A 14,024-nucleotide genomic window follows, 5' to 3' on the forward strand; every position below is an offset into this window, starting at 1 on the left:
GCCCTCGGCCGTCTGCGGCTGCTGCCGCCGACGCGGCTCCCGCGCCGCGTTACTTCTTCTTGCCGCGCTTCTCGCGCACCCGCACCGAGATGTGGATCGGGGTGCCCTCGAAGCCGAACTCCTCGCGGAGGCGGCGCTCGATGAAGCGGCGGTAGCCGGCCTCCAGGAAGCCGGAGGCGAAGAGCACGAAGCGCGGCGGCTTGGTGCCCGCCTGCGTGCCGAAGAGGATGCGCGGCTGCTTGCCGCCGCGGATCGGGTGCGGGTGGGCGGCGACCAGCTCGCCGAGGAAGGCGTTGAGCCGGCCGGTGGGGACGCGGGTCTCCCAGCCGGCGAGGGCGGTCTCGATGGCCGGGACCAGCTTGTCCATGTGGCGGCCGGTCTTGGCGGAGACGTTGACCCGGGGCGCCCAGGAGACCTGCTGCATCTCGGTCTCGATCTCGCGCTCCAGGTAGTAGCGCCGCTCCTCGTCCAGCTCGTCCCACTTGTTGTAGGCGATGACGATGGCGCGGCCCGACTCGACCGCCATCGTGATGATGCGCTGGTCCTGGACCGAGATGTGGTCGGTGGTGTCGATGAGGATGACGGCCACCTCCGCCTTCTCGACGGCGGCGGCGGTGCGCAGCGAGGCGTAGTAGTCCGCGCCTTCCTGGAGGTGGACCTTCTTGCGGATGCCCGCGGTGTCCACGAACTTCCAGGTCTTGCCGCCGAGCTCGATCAGCTCGTCGACCGGGTCGCGGGTGGTGCCGGCCAGCTCGTTGACGACGACCCGCTCCTCGCCGGCGACCTTGTTGAGGAGGGAGGACTTGCCGACGTTCGGGCGGCCGATGAGGGCGATGCGGCGCGGGCCGCCGACGGCGTTGCCGAACCGCTGCTCCGGGGCCTCGGGCAGGGCCTTGAGGACCTCGTCGAGGAGGTCGCCGGTGCCGCGGCCGTGCAGCGAGGAGACCGGGAAGGGCTCGCCGAGGCCGAGGGACCACAGCATGGCGGCGTCGGCCTCGCCGGAGGGGCCGTCGACCTTGTTGGCGGCGAGGACGACCGGCTTGCCGGCGCGGCGGAGCAGCTTGACGACGGCCTCGTCGGTGTCGGTGGCGCCGACGGTGGCGTCGACGACGAAGAGGCACGCGTCGGCGGCCTCGATGGCGTACTCCGCCTGGGCGGCGACGGAGGCGTCGATGCCGAGGACGTCCTGCTCCCAGCCGCCGGTGTCGACGACCTTGAAGCGGCGGCCGGCCCACTCGGCCTCGTAGGTGACGCGGTCGCGGGTGACGCCCGGGCGGTCCTCGACGACGGCCTCGCGGCGGCCGATGATGCGGTTCACCAGGGTCGACTTGCCGACGTTCGGGCGGCCGACGACGGCGAGGACGGGCAGCGGGCCGTGACCGGCCTCCTCGATCGCGCCTTCGACGTCCTCGAGGTCGAAGCCCTCTTCCGCGGCGAGCTCCATGAACTCCGCGTACTCGGCGTCGCCAAGTGCCCCGTGGTCGTGCTGGTCGTTCATGAAGTCCGTTCCTTGATCATTCGTGGTCGGTGGGTCCTCGACGGCGTGTGCCCGAGGCCCACTACTGAGAGTGTCGCTCAGCGTCCGGTGAGGCGCCTGGCGTTTTTCAGGTGGTCGGTGAGCCGTTCCTGGATGCGGAACGTCGCCTCGTCCAGCGCCTTGCGGGTGCGCCGGCCGCTGCCGTCACCGGCCTCGAACGGGTCGCCGAAGACGATGTCGACCCGGCTGCGCAGCCGGGGCAGCCCCTTGACCAACCGTCCGGGGGCGTCCGTGCTTCCCAGCACGGCGACCGGGACGATCGGGGCGCCGCTGCGGACGGCGAAGTAGGCGAGGCCGGCGCGGAGCGAGGCGAAGTCGCCCTCGCCGCGGGTGCCCTCGGGGAAGATCCCGAGGACGCCGCCGTGCTCGAGGACCGCGAGGGCGTTGCCTATCGCGGTCCGGTCGGTGGAGTCCCGGTCCACCTTGAGCTGCCCGATGCCTTCCAGGAAGGCGCCCAGCGGGCCGACGAACGCTTCCTTCTTGATGAGGAAGTGCACGGGCCGCGGGGCGGTGCCCATGAGCATGGGGCCGTCGATGTTGTGCGCGTGGTTGACGGCGAGGATGACGGGGCCGGTGGCCGGGACCCGCCAGGCGCCGAGCACGCGCGGCTTCCAGAAGCCGTACATCAGGCCGATGCCGATGCGGCGGCCGACGGCGGCGCCCTTCGGTGAGGGCTTGGTCACTCGGCGGCCCTCTTCTCCTCCACCAGCGTCACGACGCACTCGATGACCTGGTCGAGGGTGAGGTCGGTGGTGTCGACCTCGACGGCGTCGCCGGCCTTGGCGAGCGGGGAGGTCTTGCGGCTGGAGTCGGCCGCGTCCCGCTTGATCAGGGCCTGCTTGGTCGCGTGGACGTCGACGCCCTTGAGCTCGCCGGAGCGGCGGGCGGCGCGGGCCTCGGGAGAGGCGGTGAGGAAGATCTTGAGGTCGGCGTCGGGCAGGACGGTGGTGCCGATGTCCCGGCCCTCGACGACGATGCCGTGCTCGGCGTTGCGGGCGATGGACCGCTGGAGCTCCGTGATGAGGGTCCGCACCTCGGGGACGGCGCTGACGGCGCTGACCTTGGAGGTGACCTCCTCGGTACGGATGGGGCCGGCGGCGTCGACGCCGTCCACCGTGATGGTGGGCCGGGCCGGGTCGGTGCCGGAGACGATGACGGGCTTGGCGGCGGCGTTGGCGACCGCGTCGGCGTCGGTGACGTCGACGCCGTTGCTGATCATCCACCAGGTGATGGCCCGGTACTGGGCCCCGGTGTCGAGGTAGCTCAGCCCCAGCTTGGCGGCAACCGCCTTCGAGGTGCTCGACTTGCCCGTGCCGGAGGGGCCGTCGATGGCGACGATCACGGTTTCCACGGTGGGGAACGCCTTCCTGGGTGAGCGGCAGCCCCCGGCGGATGTACGGGGGACTCCACAAGGTTACCGAGTCCCCCGCACCCGTTCGGCCCAGCGGGCTGGATCATGCACCGCCGCCCCCGCACCGCTCGGCCCCGAGGGGCCTCACGGGCTTCGGGCGGCTGCGCCGGTCTCCGTCCGACGGGGCCGTCCCCCATGCCCATGGAAGCGCCCGGGCCCGTGGAAGCCCCCGGGGGCGTCAGCTCGTCCGCAGGGCCCAGCCGCGCTCGCGCAGGGCCTCGCTCAGGGCCGGGGCCGCGGAGGGCTCGACCATGAGCTGGACCAGGCCCGCCTGCTGGCCGGTCGCGTGCTCGATGCGGACGTCCTCGATGTTGACGCCCGCACGGCCCGCGTCGGCGAAGATCCGGGCCAGCTCGCCCGGCTGGTCGCTGATGAGCACGGCGACCGTCTCGTACGCCGTCGGGGCGGCGCCGTGCTTGCCGGGGACGCGGGCGCGGCCGGCGTTGCCGCGCCGCAGGACGTCCTCCACGTCGGAGGCGCCCGCGCGCCGCTCGGCCTCGTCTCCGGACTGGAGCGAGCGCAGCGCCCGTACCGTCTCGTCCAGGTCGGCGGCCACGCCCGCGAGGACGTCGGCGACGGGTCCGGGGTTGGCGGAGAGGATCTCGACCCACATGCGCGGGTCGGAGGCGGCGATCCGGGTCACGTCGCGGATGCCCTGCCCGCAGAGCCGTACCGCCGTCTCGTCCGCGCTCTCGAGGCGCGCCGCCACCATGGACGAGACGAGCTGCGGGGTGTGCGAGACCAGCGCGACCGCGCGGTCGTGGGCGTCGGCGTCCATGACGACCGGGACGGCGCGGCAGAGGGCGACCAGTTCCAGGGCCAGGTTGAGGACCTCGGTGTCGGTGTCCCGGGTCGGGGTGAGGACCCACGGCCGGCCCTCGAAGAGGTCGGCGGTGGCGGCCAGCGGGCCGGAGCGCTCCTTGCCGGACATCGGGTGGGTTCCGATGTACGCGGTGAGGTCGAGCCCCAGCTCCTGCAGCTCCCGCTTCGGACCGCCCTTGACGCTGGCCACGTCGAGGTAGCCGCGGCCGAGCCCGGCGCCGATCGCCTCGGCGAGGGTGCCGGCGACGTGCGCGGGCGGTACGGCGACGATCACCAGGTCCACCGGCCCCTCGGGCGCCGCGTCCGTGCCGGCGCCGAGCGCGGCGGCGGTACGGGCCCGGGCCGGGTCGTGGTCGCGGAGGTGGACGGTGACGCCCCGTCCGGCGAGGGCGAGTGCGGCGGAGGTGCCGATCAGGCCGGTTCCGATGACGAGCGCGGTTCTCACTGGGCGATGTCCTTGCGCAGGGCGGCCGCGGCACCGAGGTAGACGTGCGCGATCCGGGACTTGGGCAGTTCCGACTCGACGTGTGCGAGGAGCCGTACGACCCTCGGCATCGCACCTTCGATGTCGAGCTCCTGGGCGCAGATCAGGGGGACGTCGACGATCCCGGTGCGGCGGGCGGCCGCGGCCGGGAAGTCACTGTGCAGATCGGGTGTGGCCGTGAACCAGATGCTGATGAGGTCGTCGGCGGTCAGTCCGTTGCGTTCGAGCACGGCGGTGAGCAGCTCCTCGACCTGCTCGTGCATGTGCCCGGCCTCGTCCCGCTCCAGCTGGACGGCGCCTCGGACCGCTCGTACCGCCACCTCGTCACTCCTTCGTCGCCTGCGTCGGTGCTCCGGCCAGCCTAGTCAGCCGTCCGGAGCCGCCGTCGTGGCGCCCGCCCTGCGAGACGGGCCCCGGAATGCGCGGGGCGTCAGAGGTTCTGCTGCCGGATGAGGTCCGCCAGGGAGCCGCTCTCGGGCAGCGAACCGGCCGGGCTGAGCTTGTCGACGACCTGCGGCAGGGTCCGGGCGATCTCGTCGGCCGCCTGGTCCGGGCTCACACCGGTCTCGGCGGCGACCTTCCGCAGGGTGTCGTCGGGGAGGGCCCGGGCGATCTGGGTGCCGGTGACGGGCTGGTTGTCGCCGGTGCCGAGCCAGGACTGGGCCTGGTCGGCGAGCCCGGACCTCGTGAGCATGTCGAGGAGTCCGCCGAGCGGGCCGGAGCCGTCGGCGCCCGCGGCCGCGCCGCCGCTCCTGCCGGCCGTCAGCGCGCCGAGCAGGCTGCCGAGGATGTCGCCGCCTCGGGCGCCGCCCTGCCCGCCGCCGCTGCCGAGGAGTCCGCCGAGCAGACTGCCGAGATCGTTGCCCGCCATGATCGCGCCCTTCTTCCTGCCGGTCCGTTTCCCGTCTTTCCGGGGTCTTCCGCTTCCCGTCTTCCCGGGGTCTTCCGCGGTGCGAAACACGGCCAATCTCACCCATGACGGGATCTTCCGCCACCCGGGGTAGGCGGACGCGGTGAGCACGAGCGGGCGCGGCCGCACGCTGCGGCGGTACAACTGTCGGCATGCTGCTGCACGTCGTACCCCTGGACGAATGGTCCGCCGACCCCGGCCTCCCCTACGCCCCGCCCTCCCTCGCCGCCGAGGGCTTCGTCCACTGCTCGCCGGACGAGACCACGGCCCTCGCCATCGCCGACGCCCACTACCGCGACGTACCCGGCCCGCTGCTCGTCCTGGTGCTCGACGAGTCGCGGCTGGGCGGCGAGGTCCGCTGGGAGGGCTCGGAGGACATGCTCTTCCCGCACGTGTACGGGCCGCTGGAGCGGGCCGCGGTGACGGCGGTCCTGGAGGTGCGGCGGGACGCGGACGGCCGGGCGAGGGAGCTGACGCCCTGGGCGTAGGCGTGTCGCGGCGCGCGGGCGGGGGCGCTGGCCAAGCTGGTCGCCATGACCGCTGACGCCCCGCTCCGCCTGCCCCGCCTGTCCCGCCTGTCCCGCCGTGCGGCCCTCCTCGCCGGTACGGTCCTGGTCACCGGCTGCGGCGAGGACGGATCGGGCGGTACGGAGGAGAGCCCCGCGCCGAACGACGGGACCGCGCCGCCGACGGCGCCGTCGTCCGCGGCGGCCTCCCCGCCCGCCGCCTCCGCCTCCTCCGGCCGCCCGGCGCTCGCGAGGACCTCCGACATCCCGGTCGGCGGCGGCAGGGTCTTCAAGGACGCGAAGGTCGTGGTCACCCAGCCCGCACAGGGCGAGTTCAGGGCCTTCTCGGCGGTCTGCACGCACCAGGGCTGTCTCGTGGACAAGGTGGCCGACGGCACGATCGACTGCCCGTGCCACGGATCCAGGTACCGCGTCGCCGACGGCTCCGTGGCGGCGGGCCCGGCGCCCCGCCCGCTGCCGGCCGAGCAGATCGACGTCTCGTCGGGAACGATCACCCTGGCCTAGTCTGGCGCGCATGAATCCCGAGGAACTGGTGCGCGACCACACGATCTACTCCTGTGTGATGGGGTCGCGCGCGTTCGGCCTGGCGACCGAGGACAGCGACACCGACCGCCGGGGCGTGTACCTCGCCCCGACGTCGCTGTTCTGGCGCTTCGACAAGCCGCCGGCGCACGTGGAGGGCCCGGCCGACGAGCAGTTCAGCTGGGAGCTGGAACGCTTCTGCGAGCTGGCGCTGCGCAACAACCCGAACGTCCTGGAGTGCCTGCACTCCCCCATCGTCGAGCACGCCGACGCCACCGGCCGCGAACTGCTCTCGCTCCGCGACGCGTTCCTCTCGCGCCGCTCGCACACCACCTTCGTCCGGTACGCCGAAGGCCAGCGCCGCAAGCTGGAGGCCGACGTCCGCCAGTACGGCGCGCCCCGCTGGAAGCACGCGATGCACCTGCTGCGCCTGCTGACCAGCTGCCGGGACCTGCTGCGCAGCGGGGAGCTGCGGATCGACGTGACCGAGGAGCGGGAGCGCCTGCTCGCGGTGAAGCGCGGCGAGGTGTCGTGGCCGGAGGTGGAGTCCTGGATGAACCGCCTCCAGGACGAGTCCGACCGCGCCCACTCCACCAGCCCCCTCCCCGACGCCCCGGACCAGCCCCGCGTCGAGGACTTCCTGACCCGCGCCCGCCGCGCCTCAGCCCTCCGCGAGCTCCCGCCGGGACCGGACGACGAAGTCCTCCAGGGCGGTGAAGGCACCGACCTCGTCCGGCAGTCCTGACGCGGCCTGCGCGGCGTCGAGCACGCCGTGGAGCCGCTCCACCTCCGTCCGTACGTCCGTCACGGCCACGTCGGCGGCCCCGTGCTCGGCATCCGCCTTGGCCGCGACGAGCCCGTCGAGCCGCGCGGGTGCCTCGGGCACCTCGGCCGCCAGCGTGGGAAGGTGGGCCTGGATGTCGCCCGAGCGCATGAGATGGATGCCGGTCAGCAGCGCCCGGTAGGTGTACAGCAGCGGCTTGAGCTCGCCGCTCTTCTCGAAGAGCCGCCACTGCGTGCCGGCGAATCCCCGGTAGTGGTGGGCGTGGTGCGAGGTGAGCACGCCCGGCACGAGGGCGCGCAGCTCGGCGTGGGCGTCGGTGGTGTGGACGACCAGCGGTGAGGTGAGCTGTTCGAGGACGTAGCCGTTGCGCCGCAGCATCAGCCGGACGAACTTCCGCAGGTCGTGGGTGACGAGGTCCATCTCGACCCCGTCGCGGTCCCCCATGCGGGTCCTCGTCTCCTCCGGCTCCCGCAGCCCCAGCAGGGCGGGGACGGGCAGCAGGTGGACCCCGCGCAGGTCCACGTCCGAGTCGCGGGACGGAAAGCCGTAGAGATGTGCGCCGGAGACGGTGGCGAAGAGCAGCGGGTCGGGCTGCTCGGCGACGACGGCGGACAGGTCGACGTCGGGTATGAGGGCGTTCTGCTGTGGCATGGCTCAAGCGTCCCAGAGCGCGCCGAACGCCAGCAGTTCGTCCCTGTGCTCGATTCGCTCGACCCAGTCCGCCGGCCAGGCGTCCGCGCCCAGGTGGGCGCCCGCGAAGGCGCCGGTGAGGGCGGCGATGGAGTCGGAGTCGCCTCGGGTGCAGGCGGCGCGGCGGAGGGCGGTCAGGGGCTCGTCGGGGAAGAGGAGGAAGCAGAGCAGGGCGGTGGCGAGGGCCTCCTCGGCGATCCAGCCGTCACCGGTGTACTCGCAGGGGTCGAGCTCCGGATCGGCGGTGCGCTGGACGGCGTCCAGCCGTTCCAGGACGGCCAGGCATTCGTCCCAGCCCCGCCGGATGAAGTGAGTGGCGCTGGGGTCCTGGGAGCGGGTCCACAGGTCGCCGAGCCAGCGCTCGTGGTAGCGGTCGCGGTTGTCCAGGGCGTACGAGCGGAGCCGGCCGACCAGGCCGGCGGGGTCCGCGCCCTGGGCGAGCAGGTGCACGGCGCGGGCCGTCAGGTCGGAGGCCGCGAGGCCGGTGGGATGGCCGTGGGTCAGGGCGGCCTGGAGCTGGGCGGCGCCGGAGCGCTGCTCGTCCGTGAGGCCGGGCACGAGTCCGATGGGCGCGACCCGCATGTTGGCGCCGCAGCCCTTGGAGTGGATCTGGCTGGCGTCCTGCCAGGCCCGGTCGCCGTCGAGGAGCCGGCACGCGACCATGCAGGTGCGGCCGGGGGCCCGGTTGTTCTCCGGCGAGTGGTACCAGTCGACGTACTCCGCCCGGACGGGCCGGGCGAGCCGCAGCGGCGCGAGAACGCCCCGCTCCATGGCGGTGCGGATGCCCCGTGCGAACGCGAGGGTCATCTGGGTGTCGTCGGTGATGTACGCGGTGCCCCGGCGCACCGGCAGCTCCATGCCGCGCCACGGGCCGAACTTCCCGAGGATCTGCGGCACGTCGTTGAACTCGGTCGGGAAGCCCAGCGCGTCCCCCAGCGCCAGCCCGATCAACGAGCCGGTCGCGGCCTGCTTCGTCATTCCGTCCGTCATTCCGTCCGTCCTTCCGGTCGCAGCAGCGGCGGGTGCAGGGCCGTGGCCTCGCCCGCCCGGTAGAGAGCGGCCGGTTTCCCCCGTCCGCCGGTGCGGCGCGGCGGGCCTTCGACGGGCCGGACGAAGCCGGGCGTCGCGAGGACCTTGCGCCGGAAGTTGGGGCGGTCGAGCGCGACGCCCCAGACCGTCTCGTACACCTGCCGCAGCTCGCCGAGGGTGAACTCGGCCGGGCAGAAGGCGGTGGCGAGACAGGTGTACTCGAGCTTGGCGCCGACCCGTTCGCGGGCGTCGGCGAGGATCCGGTCGTGGTCGAAGGCCAGATGACCGGCTTCCTCGTACGGCAGCCAGCGGGCCTGCGCCGCGTCACCGCCGCCGCGCGGCTCGGGCAGGTCGGGGACGAGCGCGGTGAACGCGACGGAGACCACCCGCATCCGCGGGTCGCGGCCGGGGTCGCTGTAGGTGCGCAGCTGCTCCAGGTGGAGCCGGGCCGCGGTGTCGCCGGACAGGCCGGTCTCCTCGGCGAGTTCGCGGCGCGCGGCCTGCTCGGCGGACTCGTCTGGCAGCACGAAGCCGCCGGGCAGCGCCCAGGTCCCGGCGTACGGCTCCTGGCCGCGTTCGACGAGCAGGACGTGCAGGCGGCCCTCGCGGACGGTGAGGACGGCGAGGTCGGCGGTGAGGGCGAAGGGCTCGAAGGCGTGCTTGTCGTAGCCCTCGACGCCCGGGGAGGCGCTGGTCATCGGTGCTCCGGCAGGGGATCGGTGAAGTGCCGGGCCTCGGCGAGCAGCGCGTCGACGGCGGCGACGGCCGTCGCGAGGCGCTCCTCGTGCGGGCCGGTGAGGACGACGGTGCGGCGGCCGGTGTGGGCGAGCTGGGTGAGGAGGCGCGCGGTCATCCAGGGCCGCAGGTGCTCCTCGTCGGGCTCCCCGTCCTCCGGGACGGGCACGCCCCGGTGGTCGGTGAGCAGCCACAGGTGCTGCCGGCCGCGGGCGGCTATCTCGCCGGTGCCGGGGCTGCTGGTGCCCATGTACCGCTCGTGCCGGATGGTGGTGGCGAAGGCGTCGGCGTCGCAGAAGAGGACGGGCGAGCCGTCACGGGCGGCCTCCTCCTCCAGTTCGGCCTGGCGCAGGGCGATGACGGGGAAGTCGGCGGAGTGGAAGGCGAGGTCGGACCGGCCGGCGCCGGGCCGTTCGGCGCGGAGCTCGGCGAGCCTGAGCTCGCCGTACGTGCGTCCGTAGTCGGGGACGCACCGGGTGCGGGCCCAGACGCCGCCGCGCCGCCGGTAGTGGTCGGCGAGGGCGCGCGCCATGGTGGTGGCGCCGGTGGATCCGGCGCCGAGTATGACGACCCGTCGGGTGAGGGCGGCCCGCACCGGCGCCTCGAGGTCGTCCCAGAAGGCGACGGGGTCGGCGCGGACGGCGGCGCTGGAGACGGGGTGGCGGGTCCGGTCGGGCTCGACGCGGACGGACGCGGCGCCGAGGCGGCGGGCGAGCTCCTCGCCGTACGGCGTGGACGTGAAGACGGCGTCGACGGGCTCGGGCACGGCGGCCCGGACGACCGCCATGTGGGCCTCCCACGCCTCGGGGTCCGTCGGGCCGGGAGCGTGGAGGTCGCCGGGTGCGTCGTCGACGGTGCCGAGGACCAGCGCGTCGGGGTGGATCTCGCGCATCCAGGCGACGCGGTCGGCGAGCGACGGCGACTCGACGGCGGCGCCGGAGGCGCGGACGAGGACGGTGAGCCGCTCGCACCGCTCGCGCGCGGTGCGGACGAGGTGGTGGTGGCCGGCGTGCGGCGGACGGAACCTGCCGAGGACGAGGCCGTGCCCGTAGCGCTTCACGCCCGCTCCTCCCGTTCCCGGCCCGCTCCCCCGCGGTTCCCCACCGCCCCCGCCGCGGGCGGGACGCCGAAGCCTGGTCCACCCCCGTGGGTCCAGGTCCGCCGGCCGCGCGCGGCAAGGGCGGTGGGGAAATTCGTGGGACTCATGGCCGCCTCCTTGAGCCTTTAAGAGTCACCTTGACTATAAATGGCGACGGGGCTCGACCACAAGTACGAAAAAGGCCCGTGACCGCCGGGCGGGCGGTCACGGGCCTTGCGTGTTGCGGGAGCCGGTACGGGCTACAGGCCGACTTCCTTCATCAGCATGCCGACCTCGGTGTTGCTGAGCCGGCGCAGCCAGCCCGACTTCTGGTCGCCCAGGGTGATCGGGCCGAAGGCGGTGCGGACCAGCTTCTCCACCGGGAAGCCCGCCTCGGCGAGCATGCGGCGCACGATGTGCTTGCGGCCCTCGTGCAGCACGACCTCGACCAGGTAGTTCTTGCCGGTCTGCTCGACGACCCGGAAGTGGTCGGCTCGCGCGTAGCCGTCCTCCAGCTGGACGCCCTCCTTGAGCCGCTTGCCGACCTCGCGGGGCAGCGGGCCGGTGATGGCGGCCAGGTAGGTCTTCTTCACGCCGTACTTGGGGTGGGTGAGACGGTGGGCCAGCTCGCCGTGGTTGGTGAGCAGGATGATGCCCTCGGTCTCGGTGTCGAGCCGGCCGACGTGGAAGAGCCGCGTCTCGCGGTTGGTGACGTAGTCGCCGAGGCACTGACGGCCGTCGGGGTCCTCCATGGTGGAGACGACGCCGGCGGGCTTGTTCAGCGCGAAGAACTGGTACGACTGGGTCGCCACGGTCAGGCCGTCGACCTTGATCTCGTCCTTCTCCGGGTCGACGCGCAGGCCCTGCTCGAGGACGATCTCGCCGTTGACCTCGACGCGCGCCTGCTCGACCAGCTCCTCGCAGGCGCGGCGCGAGCCGTAGCCGGCGCGGGCCAGCACCTTCTGCAGGCGCTCACCCTCCTGCTCGGCGCCCGGGAAGGTCTTCGGGGTCTTGATCTGGGGCTTGTTCGCGTACCGCTCGCGGTTGCGCTCCTCCGCCCGGGCGTCGTACTCGCGCGAGCGCGCCGGGGTGGTGCGGCCGCCGCCGCGCTTCGGGGACTGCTTGGGACCGCCCTTGGCGCCGCCGCGGGCGGCCTCGCCGCGACCCCGCTTCGGGCCGTCGGAGGGACGGCCGGCGAGGCCGTCCACGTCGTAGGAGCGCTCCTCGGGACGGGGGCGGCGCGGGCGGCCGGCCGACTGGCCCCGCTCGTCGCGGTTGTTCCCCGCACCCCTGTAGTTGCCGCGGCCGCCGCTCTTGGCACCACGGCTCCCGCCGTTGCTTCCGCTGTTCCTGCCGCTGCTGCTTCGCATCAAACTTCCGTCGTCTTGTCGTCGGCATCCGGATCGAACGACGGAACGCCTTCCAGGGAGTCCGGCTCGACCGCCTCCGCCTCGGGGAGGAAGGGCGCGAGTTCCGGAAGTTCGTCCAGGCCGCGCAGGCCCATCCGCTCCAGGAAGTAGTTCGTCGTCCTGTACAGGATCGCACCTGTTTCGGGTTCCGCGCCCGCCTCCTCCACCAGACCGCGCTGGAGGAGGGTGCGCATGACCCCGTCGCAGTTCACTCCCCGCACGGCGGAGACGCGGGAACGGCTGACCGGCTGGCGGTACGCGACGACGGCGAGGGTCTCCAGGGCCGCCTGGGTGAGCCGGGCCTGCTGGCCGTCCAGGACGAAGGCCTCGACGGCCGAGGCGTACTCGGGGCGGGTGTAGTAGCGCCAGCCGCCGGCGACCAGCCGCAGCTCGAAGCCGCGGCCCTGCGCGGCGTACTCGTCGGCGAGCTCGCGCAGCGCGTCGCCGACCTCGCGCGGGGTCCGGTCGAGGACCTTGGCGAGGTGGGCCTCGGTGACGGGCTCGTCGACGACCATGAGGACGGCTTCGAGGGCGGGCTTGATCGCGGGCCCGGGATCGTTCACGTGGCGTCCTCCTGGTCGAATTCGTCGGTGACGGCGCCGGACGGGTCCGCCTCCCCACCGGTCCAGGACACGGTGAGGTCGCCGAGGGCGGTCTCCTGGTCGAGGGCGACGGCCTTCTCGCGGTAGAGCTCCAGCAGGGCGAGGAAGCGGGCGACGACGGTCAGGGTGTCGTCGACGCCGTCGACGAGCTCCCGGAAGGTGGCCGTGCCCTTCTCCCGCAGCAGCGCGACGACCACGGCGGCCTGCTCGCGCACGCTGACGAGCGGGGCGTGGATGTGGTCGACGTACACCTCGGGCCTGGCCTTGGGCTGCATGGCCTTCACGGCGAGCCGGGCGAAGCCCTCGGCACCGATGGAGATGACGACCTCGGGCAGCAGCTCGGCGTGCTGCGGTTCGAGGCCGACGGTGCGCGGGTAGCGCCGCCCCTCGGCCTCCCACCGCTCGCCGAAGATGTCGGCGATCTGCTTGTACGCGCGGTACTGCAGCAGTCGCGCGAACAGCAGGTCCCGCGCCTCGAGCAGCGCGAGATCCGCCTCGTCCTCGACCTCGGCGGCCGGCAGCAGCCGCGCCGCCTTCAGGTCGAGCAGGGTGGCGGCGACGACCAGGAACTCGGTCGTCTGGTCGAGGTCCCAGTCGGGCCCCATGGCGCGGATGTGCGCCATGAACTCGTCGGTCACCTTGGACAGGGCGACCTCGGTGACGTCCAGCTTGTGCTTGGCGATCAGCTGCAGGAGCAGGTCGAACGGCCCCTCGAAGTTCGCAAGCCGCACGGTGAACCGCCCGTCCCCGACCTCCCCCGCCCCTCCGTCCGGCGAGGCCGGGGAGGGGTCCGAAGACGGCTCGGACGGGGCCCGGGCCGGCCCGGAGGAAGCGGAGGACGCCGGGGCGGGCTCGGAGGAGGCCGGGGCGAGCTCGGACGGGACTGGGGCCGGCTCGGACGGAGCCGGAGTCGCCGGAACCACCGGGGCCGGAGGCGGCCCGGAGGAAGCCGGGGAAGCCGGGGCGGCCGGCGCAGCCGGGGCCGGAGGCGGCCCGGAGGAAGCCGGGGAAGCCGGGGCGGCCGGCGCAGCCGGGGCCGGCTCGGAGTGGGCCGGCGCAGCAGGGGCCGGCAGCGGAGGCGCCTCGGAGGGGCCCGGAGCCACCGGGGCCGGGGCCGGGTCGGACGGAGCCGGGGTGGGGGCGGTCGATGGTAACGTGCCCGGCCCCCGCCCCAGGGCGCGGCGGCGCGCCGGGCGGGACGTTTCGCCAGAGGGAGGGGGAGGGGGCATCGGAGGGTCCTGGTGGAGCGGAGGTGCGGCAGCCCGCAGGCTACCGTCAGCGGCCGCGCAGGCGGCGCACGAGGATGCTCGCGTCGCCGCGGGACTCCAGGTCCGCGAGGACCACCGCGACCGCCTCACGGACGATCCGGCCGCGGTCGACCGCGAGGCCGTGCTCGCCGCGCAGCACCAGTCGCGCGTGCTCCAGGTCCATCAGCTCCTCGGCGGAGACGTAGACCGTGATCTTCTCGTCGTGGCGCTCGCGCC

At 73.8% G+C, this 14,024-nt stretch carries 17 protein-coding genes; 3 read left to right on the forward strand and 14 right to left on the reverse strand.

Annotated elements, in window-relative coordinates:
* Positions 1-49 precede the first annotated feature (49 nt).
* The 6 genes from der to ACFWJO_RS36485 form a co-directional block, all read right to left on the reverse strand.
* Entirely contained in the window at positions 50-1,498 is a 1,449-nt protein-coding gene (gene der / locus ACFWJO_RS36460) for a ribosome biogenesis GTPase Der (RefSeq protein ID WP_386872329.1), read from the reverse strand.
* 77 nt (positions 1,499-1,575) lie between these two features.
* Positions 1,576-2,220 carry a lysophospholipid acyltransferase family protein gene (locus ACFWJO_RS36465; protein ID WP_386872331.1) on the reverse strand — a complete coding sequence of 215 codons (645 nt, stop codon included), beginning with the start codon at positions 2,218-2,220 and terminating at the stop codon, positions 1,576-1,578.
* On the reverse strand, positions 2,217-2,879 hold the full coding sequence (cmk, locus tag ACFWJO_RS36470) for a (d)CMP kinase (protein WP_386872333.1): 663 nt from the start codon (positions 2,877-2,879) through the stop codon (positions 2,217-2,219). Before cmk ends, ACFWJO_RS36465 begins: the two co-directional genes overlap by 4 nt.
* A 247-nt stretch (positions 2,880-3,126) precedes the next feature.
* The gene (locus ACFWJO_RS36475; RefSeq protein WP_386872335.1) at positions 3,127-4,215 is read right to left on the reverse strand and encodes a prephenate dehydrogenase; all 1,089 of its coding nucleotides are present in this window, start codon (positions 4,213-4,215) and stop codon (positions 3,127-3,129) included.
* Positions 4,212-4,574: a chorismate mutase gene (gene aroH, locus ACFWJO_RS36480; RefSeq protein WP_384423569.1), complete on the reverse strand. Its 363-nt coding sequence runs from the start codon at positions 4,572-4,574 to the stop codon at positions 4,212-4,214. The genes ACFWJO_RS36475 and aroH overlap by 4 nt, the downstream gene beginning before the upstream one ends.
* A gap of 110 nt (positions 4,575-4,684) precedes the next feature.
* Positions 4,685-5,125 carry a YidB family protein gene (locus tag ACFWJO_RS36485; RefSeq protein ID WP_386872337.1) on the reverse strand — a complete coding sequence of 147 codons (441 nt, stop codon included), beginning with the start codon at positions 5,123-5,125 and terminating at the stop codon, positions 4,685-4,687.
* A gap of 191 nt (positions 5,126-5,316) precedes the next feature.
* Between ACFWJO_RS36485 and ACFWJO_RS36490 the strand changes: the two genes are divergently transcribed.
* From ACFWJO_RS36490 to ACFWJO_RS36500, 3 genes are read left to right on the forward strand one after another with little or no spacing between them, the layout of a single operon-like run.
* The gene (locus tag ACFWJO_RS36490; protein ID WP_386872339.1) at positions 5,317-5,652 is read left to right on the forward strand and encodes a DUF952 domain-containing protein; all 336 of its coding nucleotides are present in this window, start codon (positions 5,317-5,319) and stop codon (positions 5,650-5,652) included.
* A 45-nt stretch (positions 5,653-5,697) separates the two neighbouring features.
* A complete protein-coding gene (locus ACFWJO_RS36495; RefSeq protein ID WP_386872341.1) occupies positions 5,698-6,195 on the forward strand; it encodes a Rieske (2Fe-2S) protein in 498 nt (165 codons plus the stop codon).
* Between the two features lie 10 nt (positions 6,196-6,205).
* On the forward strand, positions 6,206-6,958 hold the full coding sequence (locus tag ACFWJO_RS36500) for a DNA polymerase beta superfamily protein (RefSeq protein WP_386872343.1): 753 nt from the start codon (positions 6,206-6,208) through the stop codon (positions 6,956-6,958).
* On the opposite strand, the gene ACFWJO_RS36505 is transcribed toward ACFWJO_RS36500, so the two are convergent.
* The 8 genes from ACFWJO_RS36505 to ACFWJO_RS36540 all read right to left on the reverse strand — a co-directional run.
* The gene (locus tag ACFWJO_RS36505) at positions 6,875-7,648 is read right to left on the reverse strand and encodes a DNA polymerase beta superfamily protein (protein WP_386872345.1); all 774 of its coding nucleotides are present in this window, start codon (positions 7,646-7,648) and stop codon (positions 6,875-6,877) included. The two genes, ACFWJO_RS36500 and ACFWJO_RS36505, sit on opposite strands and share 84 nt — an antisense overlap.
* 3 nt (positions 7,649-7,651) lie before the next feature.
* Positions 7,652-8,677: an ADP-ribosylglycohydrolase family protein gene (locus tag ACFWJO_RS36510; protein ID WP_386872347.1), complete on the reverse strand. Its 1,026-nt coding sequence runs from the start codon at positions 8,675-8,677 to the stop codon at positions 7,652-7,654.
* Positions 8,674-9,414, reverse strand: coding sequence for an NUDIX domain-containing protein (locus tag ACFWJO_RS36515; RefSeq protein ID WP_386872349.1), 741 nt, complete (start codon positions 9,412-9,414; stop codon positions 8,674-8,676). The genes ACFWJO_RS36510 and ACFWJO_RS36515 overlap by 4 nt, the downstream gene beginning before the upstream one ends.
* On the reverse strand, positions 9,411-10,511 hold the full coding sequence (locus tag ACFWJO_RS36520; protein WP_386872351.1) for an AAA family ATPase: 1,101 nt from the start codon (positions 10,509-10,511) through the stop codon (positions 9,411-9,413). The genes ACFWJO_RS36515 and ACFWJO_RS36520 overlap by 4 nt, the downstream gene beginning before the upstream one ends.
* Before the next feature lie 278 nt (positions 10,512-10,789).
* The gene (locus ACFWJO_RS36525; protein WP_386872353.1) at positions 10,790-11,899 is read right to left on the reverse strand and encodes a pseudouridine synthase; all 1,110 of its coding nucleotides are present in this window, start codon (positions 11,897-11,899) and stop codon (positions 10,790-10,792) included.
* Complete coding sequence (gene scpB / locus ACFWJO_RS36530) at positions 11,899-12,453, reverse strand: SMC-Scp complex subunit ScpB (protein WP_386872359.1); 555 nt, start codon at positions 12,451-12,453, stop codon at positions 11,899-11,901. The genes ACFWJO_RS36525 and scpB overlap by 1 nt, the downstream gene beginning before the upstream one ends.
* A 44-nt stretch (positions 12,454-12,497) precedes the next feature.
* Positions 12,498-13,769 (reverse strand): segregation and condensation protein A, encoded by a 1,272-nt coding sequence (locus ACFWJO_RS36535; protein WP_386872355.1) that lies wholly within the window; start codon positions 13,767-13,769, stop codon positions 12,498-12,500.
* A gap of 46 nt (positions 13,770-13,815) precedes the next feature.
* Positions 13,816-14,024, reverse strand: a 209-nt coding sequence (locus ACFWJO_RS36540) for a hypothetical protein (protein WP_386872357.1), incomplete at its 5' end; no start/stop codon positions are given.

This window comes from Streptomyces sp. NPDC127092 (genome assembly GCF_042722475.1).
In the GTDB taxonomy this organism is placed as follows: domain Bacteria; phylum Actinomycetota; class Actinomycetes; order Streptomycetales; family Streptomycetaceae; genus Streptomyces.

Bases quoted from the DNA above. Each gene is read 5' to 3' on its own strand.
- ACFWJO_RS36505 (WP_386872345.1), bottom strand. From the start codon at position 7,648: ATGCCACAGCAGAACGCCCTCATACCCGACGTCGACCTGTCCGCCGTC.
- ACFWJO_RS36485 (WP_386872337.1), bottom strand. From the start codon at position 5,125: ATGGCGGGCAACGATCTCGGCAGTCTGCTCGGCGGACTCCTCGGCAGC.
- ACFWJO_RS36495 (WP_386872341.1), top strand. From the start codon at position 5,698: ATGACCGCTGACGCCCCGCTCCGCCTGCCCCGCCTGTCCCGCCTGTCC.
- scpB (WP_386872359.1), bottom strand. From the start codon at position 12,453: ATGGTCGTCGACGAGCCCGTCACCGAGGCCCACCTCGCCAAGGTCCTC.
- ACFWJO_RS36525 (WP_386872353.1), bottom strand. From the start codon at position 11,899: ATGCGAAGCAGCAGCGGCAGGAACAGCGGAAGCAACGGCGGGAGCCGT.
- ACFWJO_RS36490 (WP_386872339.1), top strand. From the start codon at position 5,317: ATGCTGCTGCACGTCGTACCCCTGGACGAATGGTCCGCCGACCCCGGC.
- ACFWJO_RS36515 (WP_386872349.1), bottom strand. From the start codon at position 9,414: ATGACCAGCGCCTCCCCGGGCGTCGAGGGCTACGACAAGCACGCCTTC.
- der (WP_386872329.1), bottom strand. From the start codon at position 1,498: ATGAACGACCAGCACGACCACGGGGCACTTGGCGACGCCGAGTACGCG.
- ACFWJO_RS36500 (WP_386872343.1), top strand. From the start codon at position 6,206: ATGAATCCCGAGGAACTGGTGCGCGACCACACGATCTACTCCTGTGTG.
- ACFWJO_RS36510 (WP_386872347.1), bottom strand. From the start codon at position 8,677: ATGACGGACGGAATGACGAAGCAGGCCGCGACCGGCTCGTTGATCGGG.
- ACFWJO_RS36535 (WP_386872355.1), bottom strand. From the start codon at position 13,769: ATGCCCCCTCCCCCTCCCTCTGGCGAAACGTCCCGCCCGGCGCGCCGC.